At 55.1% G+C, this 25,815-nt stretch carries 19 protein-coding genes and 1 pseudogene; 12 read left to right on the forward strand and 8 right to left on the reverse strand.

The window, feature by feature from the left end; all coding sequences use genetic code 11:
• Positions 1-72 precede the first annotated feature (72 nt).
• Complete coding sequence (locus SLW74_RS23610; RefSeq protein WP_410930302.1) at positions 73-972, reverse strand: LysR family transcriptional regulator; 900 nt, start codon at positions 970-972, stop codon at positions 73-75.
• A 133-nt stretch (positions 973-1,105) separates the two neighbouring features.
• On the opposite strand from SLW74_RS23610, the gene SLW74_RS23615 reads away from it, so the two are divergent.
• Positions 1,106-1,552 (forward strand): cupin domain-containing protein, encoded by a 447-nt coding sequence (locus SLW74_RS23615; protein WP_410930327.1) that lies wholly within the window; start codon positions 1,106-1,108, stop codon positions 1,550-1,552.
• Positions 1,549-2,952 carry an MFS transporter gene (locus SLW74_RS23620; protein WP_410930303.1) on the forward strand — a complete coding sequence of 468 codons (1,404 nt, stop codon included), beginning with the start codon at positions 1,549-1,551 and terminating at the stop codon, positions 2,950-2,952. The genes SLW74_RS23615 and SLW74_RS23620 overlap by 4 nt, the downstream gene beginning before the upstream one ends.
• 15 nt (positions 2,953-2,967) lie before the next feature.
• Here SLW74_RS23620 and SLW74_RS23625 read toward each other — a convergent pair whose 3' ends face one another.
• The 4 genes from SLW74_RS23625 to paoA are packed head-to-tail and all read right to left on the reverse strand — an operon-like array spanning position 2,968 to position 7,530.
• Complete coding sequence (locus tag SLW74_RS23625; protein ID WP_410930304.1) at positions 2,968-3,744, reverse strand: carboxymuconolactone decarboxylase family protein; 777 nt, start codon at positions 3,742-3,744, stop codon at positions 2,968-2,970.
• An 8-nt stretch (positions 3,745-3,752) separates the two neighbouring features.
• Entirely contained in the window at positions 3,753-5,954 is a 2,202-nt protein-coding gene (paoC, locus tag SLW74_RS23630) for an aldehyde oxidoreductase molybdenum-binding subunit PaoC (protein WP_410930305.1), read from the reverse strand.
• Positions 5,951-6,907: an FAD binding domain-containing protein gene (locus SLW74_RS23635; RefSeq protein WP_410930306.1), complete on the reverse strand. Its 957-nt coding sequence runs from the start codon at positions 6,905-6,907 to the stop codon at positions 5,951-5,953. The genes paoC and SLW74_RS23635 overlap by 4 nt, the downstream gene beginning before the upstream one ends.
• Entirely contained in the window at positions 6,904-7,530 is a 627-nt protein-coding gene (paoA, locus tag SLW74_RS23640) for an aldehyde dehydrogenase iron-sulfur subunit PaoA (protein WP_410930328.1), read from the reverse strand. The genes SLW74_RS23635 and paoA overlap by 4 nt, the downstream gene beginning before the upstream one ends.
• Positions 7,531-8,771: 1,241 nt before the next feature.
• Between paoA and SLW74_RS23645 the strand changes: the two genes are divergently transcribed.
• The 3 genes from SLW74_RS23645 to SLW74_RS23655 are packed head-to-tail and all read left to right on the forward strand — an operon-like array spanning position 8,772 to position 12,507.
• A complete protein-coding gene (locus SLW74_RS23645; RefSeq protein ID WP_410930307.1) occupies positions 8,772-10,580 on the forward strand; it encodes a transposase in 1,809 nt (602 codons plus the stop codon).
• Positions 10,581-10,582: 2 nt separating this feature from the next.
• A complete protein-coding gene (locus SLW74_RS23650; RefSeq protein ID WP_410930308.1) occupies positions 10,583-11,446 on the forward strand; it encodes a TniB family NTP-binding protein in 864 nt (287 codons plus the stop codon).
• Positions 11,447-11,463: 17 nt separating this feature from the next.
• Positions 11,464-12,507, forward strand: coding sequence for a hypothetical protein (locus SLW74_RS23655; RefSeq protein WP_410930309.1), 1,044 nt, complete (start codon positions 11,464-11,466; stop codon positions 12,505-12,507).
• Between the two features lie 443 nt (positions 12,508-12,950).
• On the opposite strand, the gene SLW74_RS23660 is transcribed toward SLW74_RS23655, so the two are convergent.
• Positions 12,951-13,868 (reverse strand): LysR substrate-binding domain-containing protein, encoded by a 918-nt coding sequence (locus SLW74_RS23660; protein WP_410930310.1) that lies wholly within the window; start codon positions 13,866-13,868, stop codon positions 12,951-12,953.
• Positions 13,869-14,299: 431 nt separating this feature from the next.
• On the opposite strand from SLW74_RS23660, the gene SLW74_RS23665 reads away from it, so the two are divergent.
• The 5 genes and pseudogenes from SLW74_RS23665 to SLW74_RS23685 all read left to right on the forward strand — a co-directional run bounded on the left by SLW74_RS23665 (position 14,300) and on the right by SLW74_RS23685 (position 18,008).
• A complete protein-coding gene (locus SLW74_RS23665) occupies positions 14,300-14,725 on the forward strand; it encodes a MarR family winged helix-turn-helix transcriptional regulator (protein WP_410930311.1) in 426 nt (141 codons plus the stop codon).
• A gap of 85 nt (positions 14,726-14,810) precedes the next feature.
• The gene (locus SLW74_RS23670) at positions 14,811-14,975 is read left to right on the forward strand and encodes a hypothetical protein (RefSeq protein ID WP_369317950.1); all 165 of its coding nucleotides are present in this window, start codon (positions 14,811-14,813) and stop codon (positions 14,973-14,975) included.
• A 12-nt stretch (positions 14,976-14,987) separates the two neighbouring features.
• Positions 14,988-16,280: pseudogene (locus SLW74_RS23675) on the forward strand (efflux transporter outer membrane subunit); the annotation flags it as partial.
• Complete coding sequence (locus SLW74_RS23680) at positions 16,280-16,618, forward strand: hypothetical protein (protein WP_410930312.1); 339 nt, start codon at positions 16,280-16,282, stop codon at positions 16,616-16,618. The pseudogene SLW74_RS23675 and the gene SLW74_RS23680, both read left to right, overlap by 1 nt.
• Positions 16,542-18,008 (forward strand): methyl-accepting chemotaxis protein, encoded by a 1,467-nt coding sequence (locus SLW74_RS23685; protein WP_410930329.1) that lies wholly within the window; start codon positions 16,542-16,544, stop codon positions 18,006-18,008. Before SLW74_RS23680 ends, SLW74_RS23685 begins: the two co-directional genes overlap by 77 nt.
• A 241-nt stretch (positions 18,009-18,249) precedes the next feature.
• Here the strand turns inward: SLW74_RS23685 and SLW74_RS23690 are convergent, their stop codons facing one another.
• Both SLW74_RS23690 and SLW74_RS23695 read right to left on the reverse strand, forming a co-directional pair.
• On the reverse strand, positions 18,250-18,585 hold the full coding sequence (locus tag SLW74_RS23690) for a DUF6388 family protein (RefSeq protein WP_159961225.1): 336 nt from the start codon (positions 18,583-18,585) through the stop codon (positions 18,250-18,252).
• Positions 18,586-18,620: 35 nt separating this feature from the next.
• Complete coding sequence (locus SLW74_RS23695) at positions 18,621-19,817, reverse strand: DUF1254 domain-containing protein (RefSeq protein WP_410930313.1); 1,197 nt, start codon at positions 19,815-19,817, stop codon at positions 18,621-18,623.
• A 1,250-nt stretch (positions 19,818-21,067) separates the two neighbouring features.
• Here SLW74_RS23695 and mtlD point away from each other — a divergent pair.
• A complete protein-coding gene (gene mtlD / locus SLW74_RS23700) occupies positions 21,068-23,209 on the forward strand; it encodes a bifunctional mannitol-1-phosphate dehydrogenase/phosphatase (RefSeq protein ID WP_410930314.1) in 2,142 nt (713 codons plus the stop codon).
• A gap of 1,220 nt (positions 23,210-24,429) precedes the next feature.
• Positions 24,430-25,056 carry a DUF6338 family protein gene (locus SLW74_RS23705; RefSeq protein ID WP_410930315.1) on the forward strand — a complete coding sequence of 209 codons (627 nt, stop codon included), beginning with the start codon at positions 24,430-24,432 and terminating at the stop codon, positions 25,054-25,056.
• Positions 25,057-25,815 lie beyond the last annotated feature (759 nt).

Raw genomic sequence — 25,815 nt, forward strand, 5'->3', positions numbered from 1 at the left:
GCATATTAATGTCAGGGGCGTAGTTTGATTAGTCGATGGGCAGCACTAAGAGTCATGAGGCCCGATCATTAATCAACCTTGAGGACGGTAGCGCAGCGCCTCGACCAGCAGCGCGAAGGCCGGCGATGCCTGGCGGCGACTGGGGTAATACAGGTGAAACCCCGAATACCACGGACTCCAGTCTTCGAGCACGACCTGCAACTGCCCACTGGCAATGTAGGGGGCCGCGATGTCTTCGGGAATGTAACTGAGCCCGAAGCCGTCCAGGGCAGCATCGAGTAATTGATAAACGCCGTTATAGGTGATTTGACCCGCGACACGCACGTTGAGGGTCTCGTGGTCCTTGGCAAACTCCCAAGCATAGACCCCGCCATTAGTAGGTAGGCGCAGGTTATTGCACAGGTGCTTCGGCAGGCAGCGCGGGGTAACGGGTACGTCTCGTTGCGCGAAGTACTCGGGCGTGCCCACCACCAGCATGCGCATGTCAGGGCCGATACGGGTTGCGATCATGCCATCGGCCACGGCTTCGCCGAGCCTTACGCCAGCGTCGAAGCCCTGGGCTGCGATATCCACGAAGCTGTAGTCGCAGCACACCTCCACCGAGATATCGGGGTACTGAGGGAGGAACTGCTTGAGGGCTGGGCGCAGTACCAATTCCAACGCATGGTCCATGGCATTGATCCGGATGTTGCCTGCGGGCCTGTCGCGCAAATCGCTGAGGTCGGCCAGGGCGAACTCGATCTCCTCGAACATCGGGCCGACCGTGCCGATCAGTCGCTCGCCCGCTTCGGTGGGCGACACGCTGCGAGTGGTGCGCGTCAGCAGCCTGAGACCCAATCGCGCTTCCAGGCCTCGTACGGTGTGGCTGAGCGCCGATTGCGATAGCCCTAGCTTGCCCGCCGCCTTGGTGAAGCTGCGCTCCTTCGCAACCGCGAGAAAGGCGATCAAGTCGTTGGCGTTTTCTCGAAGCATTGATGAATCCGGCTCATTGATTTATTCGGATTCTAGTGACTAATCGGATTTAAATGTAACTGATAGATTACAAAACTTTACTGAAGCCACCGGAGACTCCGTTATGAAGTCACTTGCAGCAGCTGCACTCTCCATGGCCTTGCTCAGCTCTGAAACCGAGGGGGCACAGCCGATGAGTGTTGTCGTCACGCCCGTAGGTTCCCAGCCATCGGCGGTCGGACCCGCTGAGTATTTCACCGGCAAAGTGCGCGTCGATGCGCCGTTCAAAGGCACTGACGGTGCCCGTATCGGCGGTGCGACGGTCACCTTCGAGCCTGGCGCACGTACGGCATGGCATACCCATCCACTGGGGCAGACATTGATCGTCACTGCAGGAGCGGGTTACGTGCAACAGGAAGGGCAGAAGCGGCAGGCGATTCGCCCTGGCGACACGGTCTGGATCCCGCCCCACGTCAAGCACTGGCACGGTGCCGCGGCTGGCACTGGCATGAGCCACATTGCAATTGCCGAGGCTCTGGACGGCAAGACTGTCGAGTGGCTGGAGCAGGTGAGTGATCAAGACTACGGCCAGGCGCAATGAGCCCGTTGTCGCGCAGCCAGTGGGGCGTCCTGCTGGTCATCCTGTGTAGCTATTTGATGATCGTGCTGGATACCTCGGTGGTCATCACTGCCTTGCCCCGGATCCGCCAGACATTCGCCATGACCACCACCGGGCTTTCCTGGGTGCAGAATGCCTATACCTTGGCGTTCGGCGGGCTGTTGCTGCTGGGCGCGCGTGGCGGCGACATTCTGGGGCGCCGACGCATGTTCGTGATCGGCCTGGGTGTATTCATGTTCGCCTCTTTGCTGGTTGCGGTGGCTCAGAGCACCGGCGTGCTCATCGCTGCCCGTGGTCTGCACGGTGTGGGTGCAGCCATCCTTGCCCCTTCCTCCCTGGCGTTGCTGCTGGTCAATTTCGAAGGGCAGCAGCGCACGCGGGCTATCGCCTGGTATGGCGCCACCGCCGGCGTGGGTTCGAGCCTTGGTCTGCTGATCGGGGGTGTACTCACTCAATGGGCATCTTGGCGTGTAGGCTTCCTGATCAACCTGCCGATTGGCTTGGCGCTGATTATCACCACGTTGCGCGTTGTGCGCGAAACCCCCGTAAGGCCGAGCACATTCGACCTGGCTGGTGCACTGCTATCGACAGTCGGGATGACCTGTCTGGTTTACGGCATCGTCAGCGCAGCCAATACCGGATGGGGCGATACAAGCACTATTTGCGGGCTCGTCGCCGGGGCCCTTCTACTCACGTTGTTTGGTTTTCACGAGGCGCGGACTTCGGACCCGATCCTGCCGCTACGCCTGTTCCAGCACCGGGTAAGGGCGGGCGCTTACAGTGCTCGGCTGCTTTTTCTGGGTGCAATGATGAGCTTCTATTTCTTTACCACTCAGTACCTGCAGGAAGTGCTTGGGTTCAGCGCCAGTGAAGCAGGGTTAGCGTTTCTGCCAACCACGTTGGCTAATTTCGCTGCGGCAATGGCCATCCCCCGGCTTACCCGGTTGTTTGGCAATGGAGCGCTGCTGGCCGCCGCCGTGGCAGTAGGGTGTATCGGCATGCTTTGGCTATCGGGCCTTGGCCCGCACACTCCATACCTGGCCGTCAGCATGCCGCTGCTGCTGATCGGGGTCAGCCAGGGCGCCTGCCTCAGCCCGCTGACCGCTGCGGCGATGACTGACGTGCAGCCTGCAGATGCCGGCGCGGCGTCTGGGCTGGTGAATGTCAGCCACCAGCTTGGGGGTACCTTGGGCCTTAGCGTGCTGACCGTCGCGTACAGCTATGGAGCCGGTTCTTCGGAGACGGTCCAGGCAGTCTCGGCGGGTATTTCCATGGCATTCATCTGGAGCGCGGTCATGCTGGCGTCAGCGCTGGTGGTCGTGCTGGCTCTGATCGTACGAGGCGCCCCGCAAAACGCTGTTCTTGCGCAGCGTCAGGGGTAACCCGTGTTCAGCCGATCAGTCTTTGGGTCGTGAATCGAAGACCTCTTTGAAAACCCCGACTGCAGACATCGCCTTCGGCCAACCGACATAGAACGCGAGATGGGTGACCACCTCCGAGGCTTCGGTTCGGGTCAGGCCGTTATCCATCGCACGACTGAGATGGAACGGCAACTGTGGCGCCTGCCCCTGCGCGATAAGCGAGGCGACGGTGACCAGGCTTCGGTCCCGGGCGGTGAGGCCAGGGTCGCGCCAAAGGTCGGCGAACAGCACGTCGTTGGTGTAATCACCCAGCTTCGGCGCTACGGCTTCGGTAGCCGACTGCACTGCGGCCCGTCGCCTGGTTTCGCTGGCGGCATCGAATTCCAGTGGCTCAGCGGCTGGCAGCACAATGGCGTCGTGAGCGATCTTGCGATCGGTGAACATCTTGTGCGCCACACCGGTGGCCGACATCGCGTTCGGCCAGCCGGCGTAGAAAGCCAGATGGGTAATCAGCGCGCTGATCTCACTGGGCTTGAGCCCGTTATCCAGTGCTAGATTCAGGTGTCCGGTCAACTGCGCGCTCTGCCCATTGGCGATGAGTGCGGACAGGGTGATCAGGCTCCGGTCACGGCTCTTCAGTTGCGGGCGCTTCCAGACTTCACCGAAAAGCAGTTGGGTGGTGTAGTTGTAAAGCTGGGGCGTGACCTCCTGAACGTGGGGCGCAGGTTTGGGATCGGGTTTGGCAGTTGTGGCGCCTGCTTCGGTCATGGCGGCGAAGCACAGCGTGGCGAACGTCGGTGCAAGAAGTCTCATGGCAACTCTCAGCTAGTGGCTATCGCTGGCAAGCGATCCAGAAATTTGTCGAGGGTGATTGGGTACTCGCGTACCCGCACCCCGGTGGCGTTATAAACAGCATTGGCGATGGCGGCAGCAACCCCCGAAATGCCCAGCTCGCCAACGCCCTTGGCCTTCATTGGCGATGAGTAGGCATCGACTTCATCGATGAAAATCACTTCTTGATGCGGGATGTCGGCATGCACCGGCACTTCGTACCCTGCAAGGTCGTGATTGACGAAAAAACCGTGGCGTTTGTCGACCACCAGTTCTTCCATCAACGCTCCGCCCGCACCCATGGTCATGGCGCCGATGACCTGACTGCGAGCCGTTTTGGGATTGATGATGCGGCCCGCCGCGCAGACGGCGAGCATGCGGTCGATGCGCACTTCACCTGTGGCAGCATCTACCCGGACTTGAACGAAGTGCGCACCAAAAGTCTGGTGCTCACGTTCCTCACGTGCCTTGCCGAATTCCAGAATGTCTTCGGCCGTTAACGTACCGTTCTGCGCGACTCGCGCCAGGGACATGGTTTTGCCGCTACCGCGTACCTGGCCATCGGTGAATTCGGCGGTCGCCGGGTCGATGCCCATTTTTTCGGCGATGAGTGTCCGCAGTTTCATGCTTGCAGCATACACACCGGAGGTGGATGAATTGGCACCGCGCTGGCCAGCCGAACCTGCCGAGGTGGGGAAGGTGGAATCGCCCAGCCGCACCACTACCTTGTCCATGCTCACGCCCAGGGTTTCGGCCGCGGTCTGGCCGAGGATGGTGTAGCTGCCGGTGCCAATATCGGTCATGTCGGTTTCGACGGTGATGATCCCGTTGGAATCCAGGTGCACCCGCGCAGCGGAGTCGCGGATTGGATTGCCGCGAATCGCCGAGGCCATCCCCATCCCGATCAACCACCGACCTTCGCGACGGCTGGCGGGAACGGCAGGGCGCTGATCCCAACCGAAGTGCGTCGCTCCGGTCTCCAGGCATTCGATCAGCGCACGCGTGGTGAACTGCCGGGATGGTTCGCCGGGTACCACCTGGGTATCGTTGGCGATGCGCAGCTTCACGGGACACATGTTCAGGGCGACAGCCAACTCGTCCATGGCGCCTTCCAGTGCCATCATCCCGGAGGCTTCGCCCGGTGCACGCATGGCGTTGCCTTCCGGCAGATCGAGTACGGCGAGGCGAGCGCGGGTCATGCGGTTTTCCCCTGCGTACAAGACCTGGGTCTGGGTCACGGCTTTTTCGAACGGCCCGCCTGGCAGGTTGCCGGACAGGGTTTCATGGCCGATGGCGAGGATTCGTCCCGAGCGATCGGCGCCCAGCCGCACGCGCTGAATCGTGGCAGGTCGATGGGTTGTGTTGTTGAACATCAGCGGCCGACTGAGCGCTACCTTCACCGGTCTGCCCAGTTGGCGCGCGGCAACCGACGCCAGCACAGCGTCGGAGAGTACCGACGCTTTGCCGCCGAAGCCGCCGCCGATGTATGGCGATATCAGGCGAATTTTTTCCGGAGGTACGCCGAGGATCTTCGACAGATCGCGCTTGCTCCACGACAACAACTGGATCGAGCACCACAGCGTCAGTTGATCGCCTTGCCAGTGCGCAGTAGAGGCGTGAGGCTCCATCATCGCGTGAGCCTGGTCAGGCGTGGTGTAGGTGACATCGACCTGCACGGGGGCTTGGGTAAAGGCGCTATCGAATTGGCCAACGTAGGTATCGGGCCCAGCCTCGGGCACCTGCGCGTTCGGACGTTCAGCCGCAAGGTCGAAACGGCCTTGGCCTTTCACATAGTCCACTTCGATGAGCTGAGCCGCAGCACGCGCCTGTTCGAAGGTCTCGGCCACGACAATCGCGATGGCCTGATGGTAGTGATCGATGTCGGGGCCGCCCATTGCGCGGGCGGCATTGAACTCACTTTTGCCCAGCGGGCCTGCATTGGCTGCAGTGATTACGGTCAAGACGCCCGGGGCTTTCTGTGCCGCATCCGTGCGTATCTGGGCGATGTGACCTTTGCCGATAGCGGCACCCAGGATGTAACCGTAGACCGCGTCCGGCACCTGCTCATGGTTCTCGTAGGCGTAGTGAGCAGCGCCGGTCACCTTCAGCGGGCCCTCGATACGATCCAGCGGCTGGCCGACGACTTTCAACTGGTCTATCGGATTGTCGCCCGTGGGCAAGTCGAATTTCATGACTGCGCCCTCGCTTGCAACATTGCCGATGCCACTGTTCGCTCCACCAGAGTGAGCTTGAAGGCGTTGTCGTGTGCCGGGTTCGCGCCCTGGAGCAGTCTGTCCGCGACCGCCTTGGCGCCCTCGGGCATCAAGGCATCGGCAGCTTCGACTCGCCATGGCTTGTGGGCTACGCCGCCGAGCGCAACGCGGCCCGTTCCGTTGGGCTGGACGATTGATGCTACCGAGATCAGCGCGAAGGCATAGGAGGCCCGGTCTCGCACCTTGTGGTACTGATGAACGCCACCGAGCGGCTTGGGCAGCGTCACGGCGGTCACCAGTTCATCGGTATAAAGAGCCGTCTCGATGTTGGGCGTATTGGCCGGCAGCCGATGGAAATCGGCCATGGGAATGGAGCGCACGTGTCCATTTGCCCGCACTGTTTCGACCGTCGCGTCCAACAATCGCATCGCCACGGCCATGTCGCTGGGGTGGGTCGCGATGCAACTCTCGCTGCTGCCAATGATCGCCAGTTGCCGACTGAAACCGCCGATGGCCGCACAACCGGCACCGGGGATACGTTTGTTGCAAGCCATGTTGGTGTCGTAGAAATACGGGCAACGGGTACGTTGCAACAGGTTGCCCGCAGTGGTTGCCACATTGCGCAGTTGCCCCGACGCACCTGCCAGCAGCGCCCTGGTCAGCACTGCATAGTCTTGGCGGACCCGTGGATCGGCAGCCAGATCGGTGTTGCGCACCAGTGCGCCAATCCTCAGGCCGCCCTCGGACGTGGGCGCGATAGTGTCCAGCCCCAAACCGTTGACGTCGATCAGATTCACCGGGGTCTCGATCTCCAGCTTCATCAGGTCCAGCAGATTGGTGCCGCCGGCGATGAAGCGAGCGCCTTCGAGTTGTGCAGCCTGCGCAGCGGCGCCGGCAGGGGAAGTGGCACGCAGGTAGTTGAACGGTCTCATGCGGTCTCCTGCGCGACTTCGGTGATCGCCTCAATGATGTTGGAGTAGGCACCGCAGCGGCAGATATTGCCGCTCATGCGCTCCTGGATTTCCCGCGCCTCCAGTCGCGGAGCCTGCGTGAGGTTGTCACTGACGTGGCTGGGAACGCCTGCGCGGATTTCATCAAGCACGGCCACTGCCGAGCAAATCTGTCCGGGTGTGCAGTAGCCGCATTGATAACCGTCATGCTTGATGAACGCGGCCTGCATGGGATGCAGGTTTTGCGCGCTGCCTAAGCCTTCGATAGTGGTGATGTTCGAACCTTGATGCATGACGGCGAGGGTCAGACAGGCGTTGATCCTCGAACCGTTGGCAATGACCGTACATGCGCCGCATTGACCATGGTCGCAGCCCTTTTTCGTACCGGTGAGGTGCAGATGGTCGCGCAAGGCGTCCAGCAAGGTAGTGCGGGTGTCCAGTTCCAGGGTGTGTGACGTTTGATTGATGGTCAGGGCTACTTTCGCAGCATTTGGCCGTGCCGCGTTGGCAGCGCTGGCTTTGGCGCTGAGGAAAGGAGGTAGGGCGATTGCCGCAGATGACACCACCCCAATGATAAGAAAGTTGCGCCTGGTTAACGGTGTCATGTCGTTCGTATTCACGGTTAGTTTTCCCTTGGGAAGGCAGTACGATCTGCGTACCGTCCGAAGCACTCTTGAAAGACTCTCGCTGATTTCGAAGCGGGCGTTCATAGGTGCGGGTAACTGAAGAACTTAACGTCATGGCTGGCTGGCGACTATGCCGAATAGACGTACAGTCCCATGAGTCGAGCTCATAAATGGACGGCCCTGCCAGTTTCATGAGGCTATCAAGGATGTCGTCGTGCCAAGAGATACATTTCGAAACAGCTAATTATTTCTGAGCGCCGTCATTTTCTGGACAGCGACGTAGTCGTCATTCGCAACGCCGTGCATAGCGTCAAGCGCTCAGTTCGGATGGACCTGATCGTGGATGCGATTCGCCCTAATTGTACGCGTTACCCATAGATGCTGTTAATAAAACGGCAAATTTTTCAACTGGTTACTGGCAGAGTGAGCGATAAATGATAGAAAGTTTTCAAGTCGAGACGATTTTATCATTTATGCATAGCAAAAATCTGTAAAGCGCTGTTATTGATATTCCTATCGTCTCGAATCCTTGAGTGACGAGTCAAAAATTCGCAGCGCGCGACATAAATTTTTTAAGAAAGCCATGCCGTCTTTTTTGGTGAGCTTTTGCGCCTTTTCTTCGTGTTAAGCGTGGATTAGCCCATCCCATCAGATGTTTCGATCCATCAATATGTTTGACAGCGCGAACAACGTAGTCAGCGGAGCCGTGCTTTAGATCTTGATCACCCGAAATGAATGCTAAGCCTTGTTTCCAGCAGGTAAGTTTCCGCCATCAGCCTTAGCGCAGAACGTCTGGATCAACAGCGGCAAGCGACTCCACGGCATCACCTGACCCAGCACAGAGAGGGATCGTTCGCAGTGGGTCTGCTCACGCTTGACCGCATATTCGAAGTAGGAAGCTCATTTGGATCATGTCTAGCTCAGATCAGGCGATAAGCGGGTACTCCAGCATATCTGAGGACCTACTTGGAGTTTTCTAAGTCCGCCCGCACGATGCAGGGGCACGTTGCAAAGACTATGAAAAACCATTGTTCGACCTGTGGCGTGTAACGGATACACGAAGTATAAAATATTTTCGAATTAATAAAATCATAAAAATTATTTGAAATTCAATGAGTTGTGCAGTTTTTCTCAGTGATCTGATGCACGCTGATCAAAATAATGCGTCGGGCCTCGTATTTTTTGGCTATACAGGACTTTATCGGTTGAGGAGGTCGATTATGCATGTTCAGCTCGAGAGAGGTTTGCAGGTTGTTGCACGGGGAAAACTCTCATTAATATTAAGAGCTGTGGACGAAACGTCCGTGGAAGTAATTGTAATTTCAACAAGAGAAAAGCTGATCGTTGGTTTGGATGAAGTAGAATTCATCGCGAAAAGTGAAAAGAATGATGCAGCTCCAGATATTCTTCTCATGATAACGCTCGATGCGCAAGCTACTGAACAGGAGCGAAATCAGGCAGTTAAGCGCTTCGCTGTGATAACAAAACTGGTCCAAGGCAAAATTACTGTCGAGCAGGCGGCAGGGGAACTCAGTGTTGCACCTGCGCATATCTATAAGCTAAGGAGCAAATATGATGAGGGTTTGGGCTATTGTTCCTTGATTGTGCAGCGCCGTGGTAATAAAAAAGGTTCAAGACATTTAGTTGACAACATCGAAGTAGCAATAAGCGAGGCTATAACAAAATTTAAGCGCAAGGAAGGAGTCTCGTTTGCGCAAGTCTGGCGTGAAGTGCAATCAAATTGCGATCTACTCAGGCTGAAATGCCCGGCGCGCAAAACGGTCCAGGCTCGAATAGAGGCTTCTCTTTCAACGAAACAAATTACTCGTATGAAATCGGGGCGAGATATCGCATCCCAAACGCATGATGGTCGCCCTGGCAAGTACAATGCCAAAAGGCCCTTAGAGTTGGTGCAGTCGGATCATACATTAGTAGATGTGGAAGTACTTTCAGACGATCGTAAAGAGGTGATTGGACGTCCTTGGTTAACATTATTTATCGATGTATATAGTCGTGTGATACTTGGCTACTACCTCAGCCTTCATGCGCCCAGCTCTTTATCGGTTGCATGTGCCTTGACACATTCAGTGATGCGAAAAGAAGATTTTTTTCGTAGGTTAGGTTTGTCAGAGTACAGCTACCCGATATTCGGACCGCCCGAAATGGTGTACATGGATAATGCAAAGGAGTATTGCAGCCCAAAATACCTCAGGGCACTGGAGCGTTCACACATTACCTACGGTCATCGTCCGCTAGGAAAGAAGCATTATGGAGGCCATGTCGAACGGCTGATTGGAACAATGATGAACAAGGTTCATTTATTGAGTGGGAGCGCAATGTCTAACACTGTTGCGCGCAAACGACTGGCAAAGTCAAAAAAACCCACCCAAACATTTACAGAGTTTTCCAAATGGTTCGCTTTGCAGGTGATAGAGTATCATTCGACTGTACACAGCGAAATAGCGAAGTCTCCACTGCAAGCCTGGAATGAATATTATAATCCCCATAGTATAACCCCATACCCACCGCAAATTTCTGACGAGCACCAATTCCGCCTTCGGTTCATGCCTGAGGAATATAGGTGCATACGATCACGCGGCATAGAATTCAAGGGTAGATTCTATTGGGATCCGGTCTTATACTCTTATGTGGGGGAAAAGAAAGTTGTTGTGAAATACGACCCGTTTTCGCTCAAACAATTATGGGTTCAACTTAATGGGCAGTTTGTTGCAATCCCTTTCGCCGATATGACGCTACCTGATATTTCTTATGAAGAACATAGGGCATCCCTTTTCTTTTCTGAAAGATTGCAGCCTGGAACGTTTGCGGAGCCGCAAGCGGCACAGGCATATCGGGAAGCAGCAAATATTGAGGAGATCAGCATAAAGCTAACTAAAAAAGCAAGAAAAAGAACCGCTGCGCTCCTAGAATATGAAAAAGCGTATCCATTCTCAGATACTGCACTCGAAACCCCCAAAGACCTTCCGGACTATTCATCCTCGCCAAAACCATTTCGGAGAGGAGATTGAGCATGGAGTACGACCATATCAGGTCAGATCGGAGAGGATCTGCAAATCTAGATATCAGTACGCGAATTTCCTTAATGCTAGAGGACGTGTGGGTAGATCACTCGCCAAGCGAGAGCATTTTTCATCTTATGAATAATATCGCTGATGCGCCCAGGCGGATCACGGCTCCCGCTCTGCTAGTGACAGGCAACGGCGGATCTGGTAAAACTGCCATAGTAAATCAGATCAAGTTCCGCGTCAAACGTAGCGACGGCCTCCTATTTGTAAATATGGCAGCAGATCCTGATCTACTGAAGCAGAAAGAGTTTAGATCGGAGATTTATAAGTCACTAGAATTACCTTGCCCGCCGACGCAAGATAGGACCCGTCCCAACGGTTTCATTCCTCGGGAATTGTCGGAAATACTAAAGCTACGGAATGTCTGGGGAATTGTTATTGATGAAATACACGATCTATTATTGTGTGGAAAAGTTGAGCAGCGTATAAATAGTTCAATGTTGAAGACGTTTCTTGGTGAAAGGTACGGAATTTGTTTATTTGCCTTTGGTACGCTTAAGTCTAGTAGCTTTATTTCGGCGACGCTCGAAACTCAGCGCAGGTTTACGGAAGTAAGACTGAAAGACTGGAGCGAGGATGAGCACTTTCGGACATTTCTTTTAGGTGTCGAGGAGTTAATGCCATTAAAGGAGCCTTCGAGGTTGTATGATCGAGATATGGTTTCCGCTATTCTTACCTCAACTGGAGGCCGAATGGATAAGGTTATAGAGCTCATCCGTCATGCTGGCTGCTATGCGCTCAAGAGTGGGTTGGAACGAATTCAAGCTGTTCACTTATCCTCAGCGTCAGCGAATCCTTGGGGGTATTGATGAAGTTTATAAGTGGGATGACCCAAATTTTTTATGACGAAACACTTTCATCATGGATATTCAGATCTTCATTAAAAACGCGGTCTCGACCATGGGTCAACGATAAGCTTATACCTTTAGCACCAACTGTATTTGGCGGAGGCGCTCTCATTGAAAGTGAGGACTGGGATTTTGATCCCAATGTGGTTTTGCTTCACAAAACCATCCCTGAGTTTGCCTATAAATTCGAGTACCTAAGCTGTATTTTTTTTAGGAGTTCTGGCCGCGTCGTAGGGTGGCGTAGGCGCTGGTGGTTTTGTGTACAGTGTATGAGGGCAGATATTTCCGCAGGACAAGCGCCAGGCTGGCGTAAAAGTTGGTGTTATAAAGATTCGGTAGTATGCATGGTTCACTGTGTTGACTTGCAAAGACTTATTGTTGCTCCACAGTTTACTCGCTCTTGGGATGCTTTCGTGCAAAGTTCACATCCAATCAATTACGACGCCGATTGGTCGAATGAAAGCTTCCAGCGATTTCGAGTTGTCCTCATTCGCAGAATTCACTCCTGGAAAAAAACAAACTGCGAACGCCTGCAAAGTCTTTTTGATCATTTATATGATATATTTCTGCTTGCACCAGTTTACAATGGGAACCATGGTCAAGCACATGAACTATTTAGCGGCCATCGACCCGCGCTTCGGCATTCTCTGCCCAACTATGTGGAGGGGGTTAGGTACGGTTCTGAGCTTAGTAATATCAAGGCGAAATTTGGTAGTCTTGTTCTCGTGGGATACCTATTAGAGGTGCTTAATGAGCGGGATATCCATTTTATGATGTCAAAAAGCGCTAGGTTTAGAGATTGGTGTACTTATAATCCTGATATTTTTCAGGCTATTCAGTTTGGTTGTGCAAGTGTAGAAGACTGCTACACGCTTAGGTCCCTTTTGGGAGGTCTGGAATTACTGCCGGCAGGCAACCTCGAGCAGGCAGTTCGGGCCTACCTCGTAAGGTTTGAAAGGGTCAGGCCCGGAATCTCATTTGAATTTTTTCACGGGTTAGGTGCCGTAACTCCGACATTGTGAATTGCCGCCAGTCCCTAGGAAATAATCATCCACAGGCTGAAATTTCGACGCTTTCGCTAAATTAACTTTGTTTAGCATCCTAAGATTCGCTGCATTTCGGGCCTCAGGAACAAGCAATAGTCAGTCGCACGGCAATTGTGCAAGTCGCCCACTTGAAAGTAATCCATGACAGTGTTTTGATGCTGCAGTGTTCGGTCACAGCCATGACTTCGTCTAGCAATACGCCCTGACGGCCGGCTTTCGTCACTAATGTCGAACGCGGGTTGTGCGCTGCCCGAGTGCCCACTAGCCGGCCAGTTTCGCCCCATGCTGAACAGTGCGCGCTATGTAGTCGCTTGACAGCACGTCAGCGCTAACCTTATTACGCGCAATGTATTTGATTCCGAGCCTAAAAACTGACATCGGATAACACTGCTTTATCAGACCTAACATCAACGCAACCGTTAAGGTGAGCCTTTTCTGGTCCCCATAACGTGCTCAACTTTTCTGCGCAGCCAGCGCTCAGCCGGATCACTGTCCATAACGCTTAACCAGGACATGGACAATTCCAGTGTCGGCGTGACGAAGGGCAGGGGTTCAGCGTGCAACGCACCTGTCTGACTCAACGCCAGCGCGAGGTAGTCAGGCATATTGCACAGCATGTTGCCGACGGCCATGAGCGCGGGGAGGGTTGTGTACTGGGGTATCGAAAGCACAGCCTTGCGGGTGCGCCCGACGGCCTCCAGCCACTCATCGGCGAAGCTGGAAATGTTCGCGACATGGGACACGACAACATGGGGGCGTGAGCAGTACTCATCCAGGGTCAGCGGGGTGTCGGATACATCGGTGCGCAGTACCATGGGCACGACGTTTCTCAGCAGCTTTCGCTTGGCGTTGGCAGGCAGGTCTTTAGTAATGCAGACCCCCACGGTGATCTCGCCCGAGGCTAGCAGCTCGGAAATATTCCACGCGTTGACCTGCTTGATGACAATCACCACGTTCGGCGCTTCCTCGTGCAGCGCTTGCAGCAACGCGGGCATCAGGCTGTATTCCACGTCATCGGACAGGCCGATTCGAAACGACATGGTGCTGCTGCCAGGATCGAAATCCCGGGTCAGGCTCAAGGCGACGGACATCGCGTCGAGCGCCGGAGACAGATGATGAATGATCTCGCTGGCCCGTGCCGTAGGCTCCATCCGGTTGCCCACACGGATGAACAGCGGGTCATTGAAGAGGCCGCGCAGCCGGTTCAGCGCCGAGCTGATGGTGGGCTGGCTGAGGAACAGTTTTTCTGCCGCCCGGGTGACATTGCGCTCCAGCATCAAGGTTTCGAACACAACCATCAGATTTATGTCAGCCCTGCGCAGCTCATTGCGATTCATAAGCTCTATCCGCCACGACCGACATAGTGGGTGCCCTTGATGATTTGAAGGTGCCTAGTCTAGGGAGGGCGGCATCCATGCGCCAGCGCGTATGCGGACAACCGGCATGTCCACGTCGCGAAGGTGGGGGCGCAATCAGAGCGCTGCCGTGCACGGCGCGCAGTGAGCTCCCGGCCATCGATGCCATTTGCATCGTGCTTGCCGGCATGCCTTGCATGCATTGCCGGCAAGTGTTCGACCCGCCCGAGCCCATCGGGAAGAGGGATAACGGTTATCGACGTTGCCAATGAGTACGGAAAAAAAATGCTGATAGCATCCTTTGCCATTGGCGGCACTTGCTGCTTTGCACTCAATCCACCCTGGTCACGCGGCAGTGAGTCCATCGCTGACGTCGATACCGCTATTCATTTCAGACCATGATGAGCGCCCCAATGATGCCCCCCGCCTATGCCGACATTTACCGATCGGTGGGTAAGATTCATCGCTTGCTCGAACACACGATCAAATCAGCGATCTCCCGTTTCGACCTGACCGTGGCGCAGTTTCAGGTGCTGGAAACAGTCGCTTCCGGCAGAGCCAGTTCCCCGGCCGAATGCTGGCGTAAGATCAATCTGACGTCTTCAGGCATGACCAATGTGCTGGACAGTCTGGAACATCGCGGACTGGTGAGCAGAGGACGGGAAGGCGCTGACCGACGATTTATTACCATCCGCCTGTCGCCTGACGGCGCTGTGCTCTACCAGCACGCGGCAAAGGCCGTTTCAGCGTCCTGGGACAAGGCGGTCGAGGCTTTGTCTGCCGAACAACCCTTGCTGTCGGCCCTGTGCGCCGGCCGGCCATCGTCCGCCGCAGGTTAGCGAGAGTTGGGCAGCACGGGTCATCACTGCTTAACGCCAATGCCTGAACGCAACCCCTTAACGAATTCTCGTTGGAGCCACACGATTGATCACCGAACATCCCGTCCGCCTGTTTCTGACCGCACTGGTCGCCGTCGCCCTCAGTGGATGTTCCTACAGTGATCTGAAACCCCAGTCTTCGGTGTGGCAGGGCCTGAAGGTCAGCAGTAAAAAGACCCTGGATGAGGCACCGGTATCTGACGCCCATTAGCCCGAGCAAACCTGGTGGACGGCGTTTGGCGATCGGCAGCTCAATGACATGGTCCGCGAGGCGCTTGCAGGTAATCCCGGGGTGGCCAGCGCTGCCGCCCGGGTCCGCCAGGCCCAGGCCCTGACAGGCCTGAACCAGGCAGCGCTTGCGCCTCGGGTAGACGCCAGTTTTTCCGATACACGACAGCGATACAGTGCCAACGGAACAGCGGGCGGCGTTTCAGGCACCTGGCAGACGCTCTACCAGACCTCGCTGGGCGTGGGTTACGAGCTGGATTTCTGGGGCAAGAATCGTGCTGCGCTGGAAGGCTCCATTGGCCGTCAGCGGGCGGCCGACGTTGACCGGTACGCGACGACGCTGATGATTTCCTCGGCGATGGTGCAGGCGTATATCGAATTGCAGAAAAACTACGATCAGATTGTCCTGGCCGAGCAGGTGCTCGCCCAGCAACAGTCGATCCTCGATCTCACGCACCGGCGCTTCGCCGCCGAGCTGGATTCCCAGGTTGATATCAAACAGGCTCAAGCGAGTATTCCGGCCAGCAAAGCCACCCTCTCCGCGCTCAGAGAGGCCGTGGAGCTGGACCAGAACCGGCTGGCGGCGTTGATGGGTGAAGGCCCGGACCGTGGTCGTTCCATCCGGAGGCCCGCCATCGGCGAGGTCGAGCCTTTTTCGATACCCAGCCGTCTTCCCGCAGAGCTTCTTGGCCGGCGCCCCGACGTGGTTGCCCAGCGCTGGAGAGTCGAAGCAGCCGGGCATGAAATTGACGTGGCAAAGGCCGGTTTTTATCCCAACGTCAACCTGGCGGCCTCCCTGGGCTTGCAGAGCTTTGGCTTTGGCTACTTCAAGGACAGCAGCAGCCGGATGCTCGGGATCGGGCCGGCGATCAGCCTGCCGATTTTCGACGGAGGTCGTCTACGGGCCAATCTGGCCAGCCAGGATGCGGCTTACGACGTTGCGGTCGAAGGCTACAACCAGACGTTGATCGACGCGCTCCACGATATAGCCGATCAACTGACCTCTCTGCGCTGGCTGAAAGAACGCGTGGACCAGCAACAACAGGCCGTTCAGACCGCCAATGATGCCTACGACCTGATCAATCGCCGCTACGGTGCCGGGCTTGCCACCTATATCCAGGTACTGATCACGCAAAACGCTGCATTGGCCGAGCAACGCCAACTCGTTGACTTGCGCGCCCGAGGCCTTTCACTCCAGGCCAGCCTGAGCCGGGCGCTGGGGGGCGGCTTCAGTCCCGATGCCATTGCGTCGAACGCAGCTCTGACACCTGATCTTTCGAGTAAATGATGAGCACTCAATCTCCCGCGTCCGGCGTCCCTGTCGCCGCATCTCGCCACTCCGGCCCCGTTGTCTTTATCGGCGCCGGTCTGATCCTCATTGCGCTGTTGGCCCTGTGGTACGGGTATCAAGTTGGCAATGAACGCACCGAAGACGCTTATGTGGACGGCAACGCCGTTCAAGTGACCTCGCAGATCACCGGCACCGTCACGGGGATCGGCGCGGACAACACTGATTATGTCCGCGCTGGAGACCCGGTGGTCCGGCTCAATCCGGTGGACGCCGAAATCCAGTTCGAGCGCAGCAAGGCGGCGTTGGCCAGGGCCAGCTGCGAACGCCAGCGATGACGATATCAACGCCGTTATCCAGTCGTACCGCGATAATCAGTCCGAGGCTCAAGATGCATTCAAAACTTACCGTGCCACCCCGCTAGAGGCAGACGAACGGGCTGCGGGCGACGATTTCGAACGTGACTGGCCGGCCTACATTGCTGCTGTGGATTTGGGTTTCGCTGCGCTAAAAAGTGGCGATTCTGAACAGGCTCGAAGGCTCGCTACAAACAACGTTACACCGGCTTACCTCAAACTCATTGCTGAGATCAAGATCATAATCGAGTCCAACAGTCGCCAGGCTCTCGATGTCGCGAAAGCAGGCGAAAGCACTAACAACCAAGTGACTTGGGTGCTGATCGTGGGCTGCCTGATCGCTATGCTGTGTGCCGGCGTACTTGGAATGATCGTCACTCGCATGATTACCCGTCCGATTTACCTATCGGTCGAAGGTGCAGAGCGCGTAGCTAAAGGCGATCTGACCCAGGCCATCGAGGTTCGGGGCACCGATGAAACTGGCCAGTTGTTGCAGTCTCTGTCCGTTATGCAAAGCAACCTCAAAGGCACCGTGCAGCAAATTGCCGACGCCTCGAACCAACTGGCTTCCGCAGCTGAAGAATTGACTGCGGTTACAGAGGACAGCGCGCGTGGACTGGTGCGACAAAACGACGAAATCCTACAAGCTGCTACAGCGGTCAACGAGATGACGGCTGCAGTGGAAGAAGTGGCGCGCAACGCAGCCAGCACATCTCAGATCTCCAGCCAGACTGCTGAAGACGCATTGAAAGGGCAGAAGCAGGTACAGCAGGCTGTGACGGCTATCAATACTGTGACAGAGGAAATTACTGACTCCACACAGCGAGTCGAGGCATTGGCCGGACAGATCCACGACATTACCAAGGTATTGGACGTCATCCGTGGTATCGCTGAGCAGACCAACCTGCTCGCTCTTAATGCTGCGATTGAGGCCGCACGTGCTGGTGAGCAAGGTCGTGGTTTTGCTGTAGTGGCCGACGAAGTACGTGCTTTGGCACACCGTACCCAGACATCCACTGGCGAGATCGAGGCTATGATCAGCAGGGTTCGTGGCGGTGCTGACGATGCGGTGCAGGCGATGGGGAAAAGTCAAAACCTCGTGCGCAGCACTCAATTACTTGCCTCTGAAGCCGGCCTGGCACTAGAGCGGATCAGTAAAGGCGTCAGCCAGATCAATGAGCAAAACCTGGTGATAGCAAGCGCAGCAGAGGAGCAGGCTCAAGTAGCGCGAGAGGTGGATCGCAACCTGGTTAACATTCAGGATCTATCGACGCAGACGGCGGCGGGTGCCAACCAAACCAGCGCTTCTAGTCACGAGCTATCGCAGTTAGCAATTTCGTTTAATACATTGGTAGGGCAATTCCGATTGTAGGTCAGCACAATATAAGTTTGTATTGTGTCCGCTTAAACGTGGGCGCAATTTTCATTCATGAATGTGTGAGTTCCGAAGGTGTGTTCGCCATCCGCTTACAGTCGGCTAGCCGCTTACGCAGGAGCTCCGGAAAGAATTGGATCTGGCGGTCCTCTCTATGCCTAAGAGGCGGTAGCCGAACTGATTTTCAAATGAATTCAAAGATGTCACTTCAATGAGGAGTTTATGCTCAGTGATCTGTTCATTTCTTGAACGATGGGAATGCCTGCACACTTGTACGATGCTGTTCTATCGTCTCAGATAGGTTGTGTAGTCGACAGTAATCCTCCCAACTCATCTCGACCATTTCAGCTATTTCTTGATGGGCTGCATGCAGTTGGCTCTGTAGTTGTTCTTCAGAAGTGGTGCTTAGCTGCAATATCAACTCCCATTGGGCAATTCCACGTCGCTCAGCCTCATCGTCTAATTCCTGTTCAATCTGCTCTTCATTCGAACTAAAAACAGAGCCACTGTCATTTAGAGTTAGCTTGGCAGTGAGGAGGAGGAAGAGTTCGTGCTCGGATTTATTTTGTGGCATGGGGGCTCTTCCGATTGTCGCGTCCGATTGACTCTTCATGGTCGAATTACCTGCGTTGACGATTTCGAAGATCTGGATGGAGATCCAACCAATAGGGAGCGCGTGGCGATCATTTCGCCAATTTGCGCGCCTTGCTCCAGTGCCTTGCGCTGCTCGTCGGTTGGGTTGAAGGGCTTACCCTTTTCTACGCCCAGGGCGGCAAGCATGGCCATATCGAAACGATCACATTCGTTGACTGGATTCGTCTGGATAATCTGGTGCAAATGTTCCCAATAGGCCATACCTCGAGGGTGCGCGGCAGACCAGATACTGCTGCTGGTGGACAGCAGTTTGTTCTTGCCCGGTTTGTCTTGTTCGGCATAGGGATAGATCTTCATTTTTTTGATCAGCGCTTTACCCTTGACTGGGTTGGGTACGCGAAGGCTCAACAGCACGTTCGTGGTTTCCGATCTAGCCAATTCAAACTTTCCGACATCAGCGGGAGGTTCTACTCCTGAAGGTACTACCAGAAATTTGCCACCCTTCTCTTGCTCCCGACTGACTTGCCCCATGTCGATGATAACTCGCTGCCAGAAGTCGCCGACGCCACCCACAGCCGTTGGATCGGGGGGGAGCTCGATCACCAGTGGACCTGTTTCATTGAGGTCTACGAACGCTAGAATGTAAGCCGGCGAAGGGTTTTCGAATTGGGCGCCAAGCGTATTTTCGTCGCCGCTTAGCATCATCAGGTCACCGCTGTGTGTATCCAGTTTGTTGCCGATTTCTTCCTGCAACTGGGTGTAGAACACCAATGGCAGCGCCCAAAGGTAGCTTTGGATCGCCTGTTGGAGGTCCGACTCGGCGAAGATCTGGTCGATGGAATTGGGAGCAGATAATTCTTCACCCTGTTCTGCAGTGGACGAAGTGATTGGAGGACCGATGTCTAGCTGCTTCCATTCACCTGGCATTGGGAAAATGTCGGAAAAGCCCTGCTCGCCAATGCCAGAGTTATTAGCGATGAGAGCGCCGGGATTGCCATGAACCGGAAAAGCGGCCCGCAGCGGTAGAACGCTGTTGGTGTGTATATGGGTGCCGTATTGACTGAGCTTGGCTGTGCAATAGTCCTGAGGGAAGGTATTGGGTGCCAAATTAAGCGGTTCGTGACTGTGGATGGCCGTGTCGGCCGGAACGCAAAATGCAGCAGTGAATGTTGCTGCCGAGAGTAAAACCTGAGCGCACGTAAATTTAGACATGGGTCCCCCGCTCCTTACTCTGCTCGCGTGGCGCTTGCCCCGCGGTCAGGCCGATGCGCGCATAGCCTGTTCTTGCGCTTGGCTTTGTTCGAGGGGGACTTATCATCCGACGCTGGATTGAGCAGAGACATTTTCATCAGCGCTCTCACAGCAGACAGGGCGGTTTGCACGGCACTGATCACTTCAGTCAGGCCGACGAAAGATCCCGGGTAGGGGATACTGGTTTTCTCGCCGAGTCGGGCGATGTCACCGTTCGGAGTGGATTGATTTCTCAATGGTCCGGTCCTTGTTACAGCTCGGCGTTGGCGATACCGAATGAAATTGCCTCTATGAGGTTGAACGGCAGGGTTCCAGTAGGAGTAGCGGACTGAAAGTTGTGACTAGGGGCTCGGCGAAGTTGTCGGCTCGCAGTCGGAAATTTAGGATTTTTATTGGCTTTCGTATCTCATCCCTTTTTTTATCGCACCTGAAACGTTTCAGCGCAACCGCGTGACCTCTCGTTGGGTGCGACAATCTGTCCCGTGGTCATGGCTCTAGGCCATGTCTTCCGGGGCTTACCAATTTCAAAAAAAGACAAAAACTAATTGTTAAAAAATATTAAAACCTCACTTGAACCGACCAAAAGCGCTTTGAGCCGACCCCGTCGGAGCGCTTTAACACTGCGGATTTGTCAAAAAAAGGATGGCCATGTCCGTCCACTGCTCGGGTTCAATTGAAGTCCGGACTGTGCAGCCGTCACCCTTGATTTGGGCATCCGTACATGCTATTGCTAAAAAACGACGAGCCACTTCGTAGGAAGTTATCCAGCCCTATGCATGGAATCACACGCATCAATCGCCATTCTGGCCCATTGCACGCATCCCTGTTTGCGCACTGTGGGCCTCACGTTAAACGCTACATAAATGTGGCCACAGGGTTCGTTACGCACCGCTCCACACTCTCCGCTTCACACGGCTTGCCAACTTGTTTCTCTTGCAGTTGCGCCTATCGGCGCCATCTTTACGTCCCTCCGCCTAGCTTTCTAATCGTTTAGTCACTGAACCTGCGCCGTCACTTTCCGCTTCGTCGCGGTGAGTTCTGCTCGCCTGCTTTTTCTATCCGAATTCGTCACTACCTGAGTGAAATACAGACCGGTCGGCATCCAGGCTCAAACGGCATCAACTTCGGGTCACGACAGAGTGCTGCCGCAGTGCCTCTTGCACGAGGTTGACTGGCGGTGAGCGATCCCACGTTACAAGGAGCATCAGCCAATGATTTTTTTCCAGGGGAAGAGAATACTCAGCGCCATCTTCGATATGGATGGCACCATGTTTGATACAGAGCGGTTGCGCTTCAGAACCCTCAAACAGGCTTCCAACGAGCTTTTCGGCAAGCCGCTCAGCGAGGAAACCTTGATCGGCTCACTGGGCTTGAGCGCGAAGAAGGCCGAAGCGCTCGCGAAGGCGCACAACGGTGAAGATTTCCCCTACGCGCAGATCCGCCAGCGGGCTGATGAACTTGAACTGGAGTACGTGCGTCATCACGGCGTACCCATCAAGGCGGGTTTGCTGGAGGTGCTGGAGCGGTTACGCAAATGCGGCTTGACCATGGCGGTCGCTACTTCAAGCCGCCGAGCCATTGCCGAGGAATACCTGATCAATGCCAACGTGCTCAAGTACTTCGACATTACTGTGTGTGGCGACGAAGTCAGCCAGGGCAAGCCTCACCCCGAGATATTCTTGCGCGCGGCCGGCGCCCTCAATTGCGCGCCTGGCAGTTGCTTCATGGTCGAAGACTCTGAAAACGGTTTGCTGTCGGCAATCCGTGCGGAAGGGCAGCCGATCCTGATTGAAGACATCAAGCCGCCCGCCACCGAGGTCAAGGCCGGAGCGCTCAAGGCGTACCACAGCATGCACGAGTTTCTCGCAGACTTGAGCGAGTGCATCCCCCACTTGGGCACACCAGAATTGAGCGAGCCTTTTCCCCAGGCGCTGAACCAATTCCGCGTGGGTATTCATGGCTTTGGGGCCATCGGTGGTGGATACCTAACGCAAGTCTTCTCCCACTGGGACGGCTACACCCGGCCTAGTGAAATTATCGCAGCTACCCGGTCGCGCATGCTGCGTGAGACTGTCGCGGCGTTTGGCCGGTACAGCGTGCGTTACGGCGCGACATCCTTCGATCAGACCATCGAAAACATGCGAATGATCGACATGGATGACGCCGAAGCGGTGATAGATATGTATGACGTCGCAGAGATCGTTGGACTTAGCTTGCCCGAGCAAGCCATCCGCAAACAGGCAGGGGTAATCGCCAAGGGGCTGTTACGACGCTTTGAGCACCGCGGCCGCGAACTCACGATCTTGATTGTGTTGAACAAGGTAGGTGGCGCCGCCTTCGTTCGCCGGCACGTCGAAGCGGAGTTGGCGCTGTTGTGCTCGGTAGATATCTGCCAGCAGATCTTGAACAAGACCCACTTTGCCGAAACCGTGGTCAGCCGCATCGTCAACAAGATCAGCAGTGATGCCTTGCTGCGACAACTGCGGATAAAGTCGCAAATGTTTCAAAACAGCATGGACGACGAGCAAATCGCGGCACCCAAACCTGCCTCTCCGTTGCCTGAATACGAACGGTTGATTGGTCGATTTCGCCCGTTCACCCAGTCCAGTTGCGCACTCAACCAGATGCATTTGATTCTGTTCAACAGCGAGCCGGACATGCCCCTGTACGTGGAGCGCGGCAGCGGTCTGCTGGAGAGGCTGCGCCAGGTGAAGACCGTCGACGATATCGCGCAAATCCAGGTCATCAAGAACCGTCTATGGAACGGCCCTCACGCGATTATTGCCTGGTATGCCAGCTTACTGGGGTACGACTGGGTGGGCCAGGGCATGGGCGACCCGCGTGTCGACGCTTTGGCGGAGCGCTTGATCCGTCAGGAGGTGGCCCCTGCTTTGCTGGCAGACAATGCACAGATGAACGAGGCCGTCGCCGGTTTTGCTCAAACCTTCTTGGAGCGCTGCAAAACCTCCTTCAAGGACCCTTGCGCCCGTGTAGCGCGCGACCCTTTGCGCAAGTTACAACGCAACGAGCGCATTCTGAGCAGCATCGAACTCGCCAGAAAACACGGCATTGATACCCCTGCTCTGGAGTTCGGCGCTGCATTGGCCATCCATTACGCACTGCATTCGACCGACAGCAAAGAACAGGAGTGCTTTCAGATAAGGAAGCTTTACGATGACACTGGCAGTGTTGAGAACGTACTGACTTATACGGGGAACTACAACGGTAAGCCCTATCCTGGGTTAGATCCGCTTACTGATGCGACTCTGATAGAGGCGATTTCGGGGCATTTTCGGCAGCTTGTGGAACCTATCTCGGCTCACTGGGATTGGCCACTTCAGGTTGGATCGTAGCCGTCCATGTCGTAACTACGCAGGGGAGTCTTACGCGTTTTACCCAGACGTTCCTGAACCGCTACAGCGCTTTGTCTGTTCAACATAACCATCTGGCCAGATTCATGCCCGCAACTCTCGGGCGCGTTTGGCGCCGGCGAGGACGAACTGCTTTCGCAAGGCAGTCGCCGGCACCTTCTCTCTTTCCTGTTCGACGTGCTCTTTGTACCGGCAAAACCAGCGATCCGGAATATAAATATATGCAACGAGATGTAGGAAAAACCACCATGAAAAAAGGCAGACCCCCCCTCATATCCTATCGTTTCCGGCGGCTATCAGACTTAGTGAGGATATCCTTTCGGTCTTGGAGGATTACCGCATTGCCAGAAAGGCTTGGCTGCATGCATCAGACGACGCGCCGGATATGAACGAGCTGGACGCGCGTTTCATTCCGCGGCGGCCGAGTTAGCGAGTTGGGTTGACGCCGAGATTAATTTTCAGCTGGAACTACTCGCCGGGCGAAAATTGCCAGCACCATGCGTTTCGCCAAGCCCGGGATGCATTCATTGCGTTGGACATGAGCGTGATGTGTGACAGCTTGACGGATACATCTATTACACCGCTGGTGGATGTCGCAAGAGTGACCCTTTTAGCCGACTGGAGGGGGTATACGGCCTGGTCATCCTGCGCTTTGCGGCACTGGCGCTACCGAGTCTGGTCACCTGTGCTTGCGGTGCTGAGCTGTATGCCCACTAAGAAATCGGTGGGGCCATGCTTGACTGGCGGCGAGTCGAGTTCCACCACTGCGCTGCCGACAGCCGGCTGTCTGAAGCGTTTTCACCTTTGCACTGAGCATCGGCCACAGATAAATTTCTGTTTCGGGTTTTCTTGTGTTTATAAAAAATGGGTAGTGGCGAGCGCCAAATTGGCGGGCATTTTAACCTTCATGACCGCCGCTGTTGGCGCTGATACGATTTTGACCCAGTCTGCCGGACTTCGGTTGACCCACCCGAAAACTCATCAAACGAAGACCTCGCGCGGGATTTAAAAGGGTATGTTTGGGTCAGTCAAATTCAGCAGCCTGGGTCAAAATCGTATCAGCGCCAACAGCGCAAGGCCTGCGAAATGAGTTTTTATCAGACCTAATCATGCTAGCAGGGACGCTGATAGGGCAATATCTGCTCAGCTTGCATTGACCGACTTCTGACGACGACAACAGAATCCAATTAAAAAGGACTGATATGGATATTTGGGCAGCCAACAAGCTTTTCTATTTCATGGCTTTCGTCGTTCCCGGATTCATCAGCCTGAAGATGTACGCGCTTCTTCAGCCGACGCAAGTCAAAGACTCAGCGCAACAATTAATAGACGCCGTCGCCTATAGCTCCATCAACTACGCGCTGCTATTGGGGCCGATTTACGCAGTAGAGAACTTCAACCTCAGAGCATCCTATCCAACGCTTTATGTGTTTTTTTACATCCTTGTAGTGCTGGTTGCTCCGATTGCTTGGGCATGGGCCTTTCTATGGCTTCGCAAAACCCAGCTGCTGCAACGATCGCTTGCGCACCCCACGGGAAAACCTTGGGATTTTGTGTTCAGCCAGCGAGGTCGCTATTGGGTGATAGTGACCTTGGTTGACGGACGTCAAATCGCGGGCCGCTTCGACACAAAGTCTTTTGCTTCGAGCAGTCCGGCACCGGAGCAGATATACCTCGAAGAGGCATGGGTTTTGAGCGAGGGAGGGGGATTCGAACGAAAGAGAAGTGACTCCGCCGGTATCATCATACTTGCCAAAGAAATAGCTACACTTGAGCTCTTCAACCTAAAAGACGCTGAGGAAAATGAAAATGTCGAACAAGAAAAATGACTCATCTGAAAGAGTTGCCCCTCCTTCCAAAAAGCGCGATAAAGGTCGCGTAAGTAACGGTTATATGCCTATTCCAACAAGCGAGCGTGCGCCAGCACCACCACCTAAAAATCCATAAAGGGTTGTTGAGTAAATTCCAGATAATCTTTAGACAGCGGAGCGACTATTAATGTCAGACAAGCAAAAGAACGGCGGTACAAGCGGATCAGGTGATGGCGGACGGCAAGAGTTTAGGGATGGATACTCTCCAAAACCCACCAGCGAAAGTAAATCGGTAGCTCCTCCACCAAAAAATCCTTGAGGAAGGTATAGGAAATGACTGACAAAAATGAAAATGGTAAGCCAGCTCCCGTGCAGGATGGTTTGCAAACTAACGGCTATGTTCCCCAAAGACCGACTTCCCAAGCAGTGGCCAAGCCTGTCGCGCCCCCTCCGATCCAACCTTAAAGCTTTCTCGACTTGCTGATGTTGTGGTTATGAGAGTTTCCCAGGATCCAGAGTGGTACTGGCAGCGGGCAGTACCTTTTATCCGCAGATTACCGTTCACGATGATCTGCGGTCGGTCCTTGGTTCTCAGAAGGACGGTTGGGGTATGGCATTTTGGTTTGGGTCGAGTAACGGCTGCCTGGGAGGTCGTCAGCCGAAAAGTGTTTTAACAGAAGATCCACGCGCTGTGCTGGATGCGGAGTTGGAAGTTGCGGAACTATGCACGGCTGAGACTGGCTTCGTCTAAAGATGCTCATCTGGTTCGGCCGGCCG

The sequence above is a fragment of the Pseudomonas sp. W5-36 genome (assembly GCF_046540455.1).
Taxonomy (GTDB): Bacteria; Pseudomonadota; Gammaproteobacteria; order Pseudomonadales; family Pseudomonadaceae; genus Aquipseudomonas; species Aquipseudomonas graminis_B.

Coding starts and splice junctions, on each gene's coding strand:
- SLW74_RS23610 (WP_410930302.1), bottom strand. CDS start 972: ATGCTTCGAGAAAACGCCAACGACTTGATCGCCTTTCTCGCGGTTGCG.
- SLW74_RS23615 (WP_410930327.1), top strand. CDS start 1,106: ATGGCCTTGCTCAGCTCTGAAACCGAGGGGGCACAGCCGATGAGTGTT.
- SLW74_RS23620 (WP_410930303.1), top strand. CDS start 1,549: ATGAGCCCGTTGTCGCGCAGCCAGTGGGGCGTCCTGCTGGTCATCCTG.
- SLW74_RS23625 (WP_410930304.1), bottom strand. CDS start 3,744: ATGAGACTTCTTGCACCGACGTTCGCCACGCTGTGCTTCGCCGCCATG.
- paoC (WP_410930305.1), bottom strand. CDS start 5,954: ATGAAATTCGACTTGCCCACGGGCGACAATCCGATAGACCAGTTGAAA.
- SLW74_RS23635 (WP_410930306.1), bottom strand. CDS start 6,907: ATGAGACCGTTCAACTACCTGCGTGCCACTTCCCCTGCCGGCGCCGCT.
- paoA (WP_410930328.1), bottom strand. CDS start 7,530: ATGACACCGTTAACCAGGCGCAACTTTCTTATCATTGGGGTGGTGTCA.
- SLW74_RS23645 (WP_410930307.1), top strand. CDS start 8,772: ATGCATGTTCAGCTCGAGAGAGGTTTGCAGGTTGTTGCACGGGGAAAA.
- SLW74_RS23650 (WP_410930308.1), top strand. CDS start 10,583: ATGGAGTACGACCATATCAGGTCAGATCGGAGAGGATCTGCAAATCTA.
- SLW74_RS23655 (WP_410930309.1), top strand. CDS start 11,464: ATGACCCAAATTTTTTATGACGAAACACTTTCATCATGGATATTCAGA.
- SLW74_RS23660 (WP_410930310.1), bottom strand. CDS start 13,868: ATGAATCGCAATGAGCTGCGCAGGGCTGACATAAATCTGATGGTTGTG.
- SLW74_RS23665 (WP_410930311.1), top strand. CDS start 14,300: ATGATGCCCCCCGCCTATGCCGACATTTACCGATCGGTGGGTAAGATT.
- SLW74_RS23680 (WP_410930312.1), top strand. CDS start 16,280: ATGAGCACTCAATCTCCCGCGTCCGGCGTCCCTGTCGCCGCATCTCGC.
- SLW74_RS23690 (WP_159961225.1), bottom strand. CDS start 18,585: ATGCCACAAAATAAATCCGAGCACGAACTCTTCCTCCTCCTCACTGCC.
- SLW74_RS23695 (WP_410930313.1), bottom strand. CDS start 19,817: ATGTCTAAATTTACGTGCGCTCAGGTTTTACTCTCGGCAGCAACATTC.
- mtlD (WP_410930314.1), top strand. CDS start 21,068: ATGATTTTTTTCCAGGGGAAGAGAATACTCAGCGCCATCTTCGATATG.
- SLW74_RS23705 (WP_410930315.1), top strand. CDS start 24,430: ATGGATATTTGGGCAGCCAACAAGCTTTTCTATTTCATGGCTTTCGTC.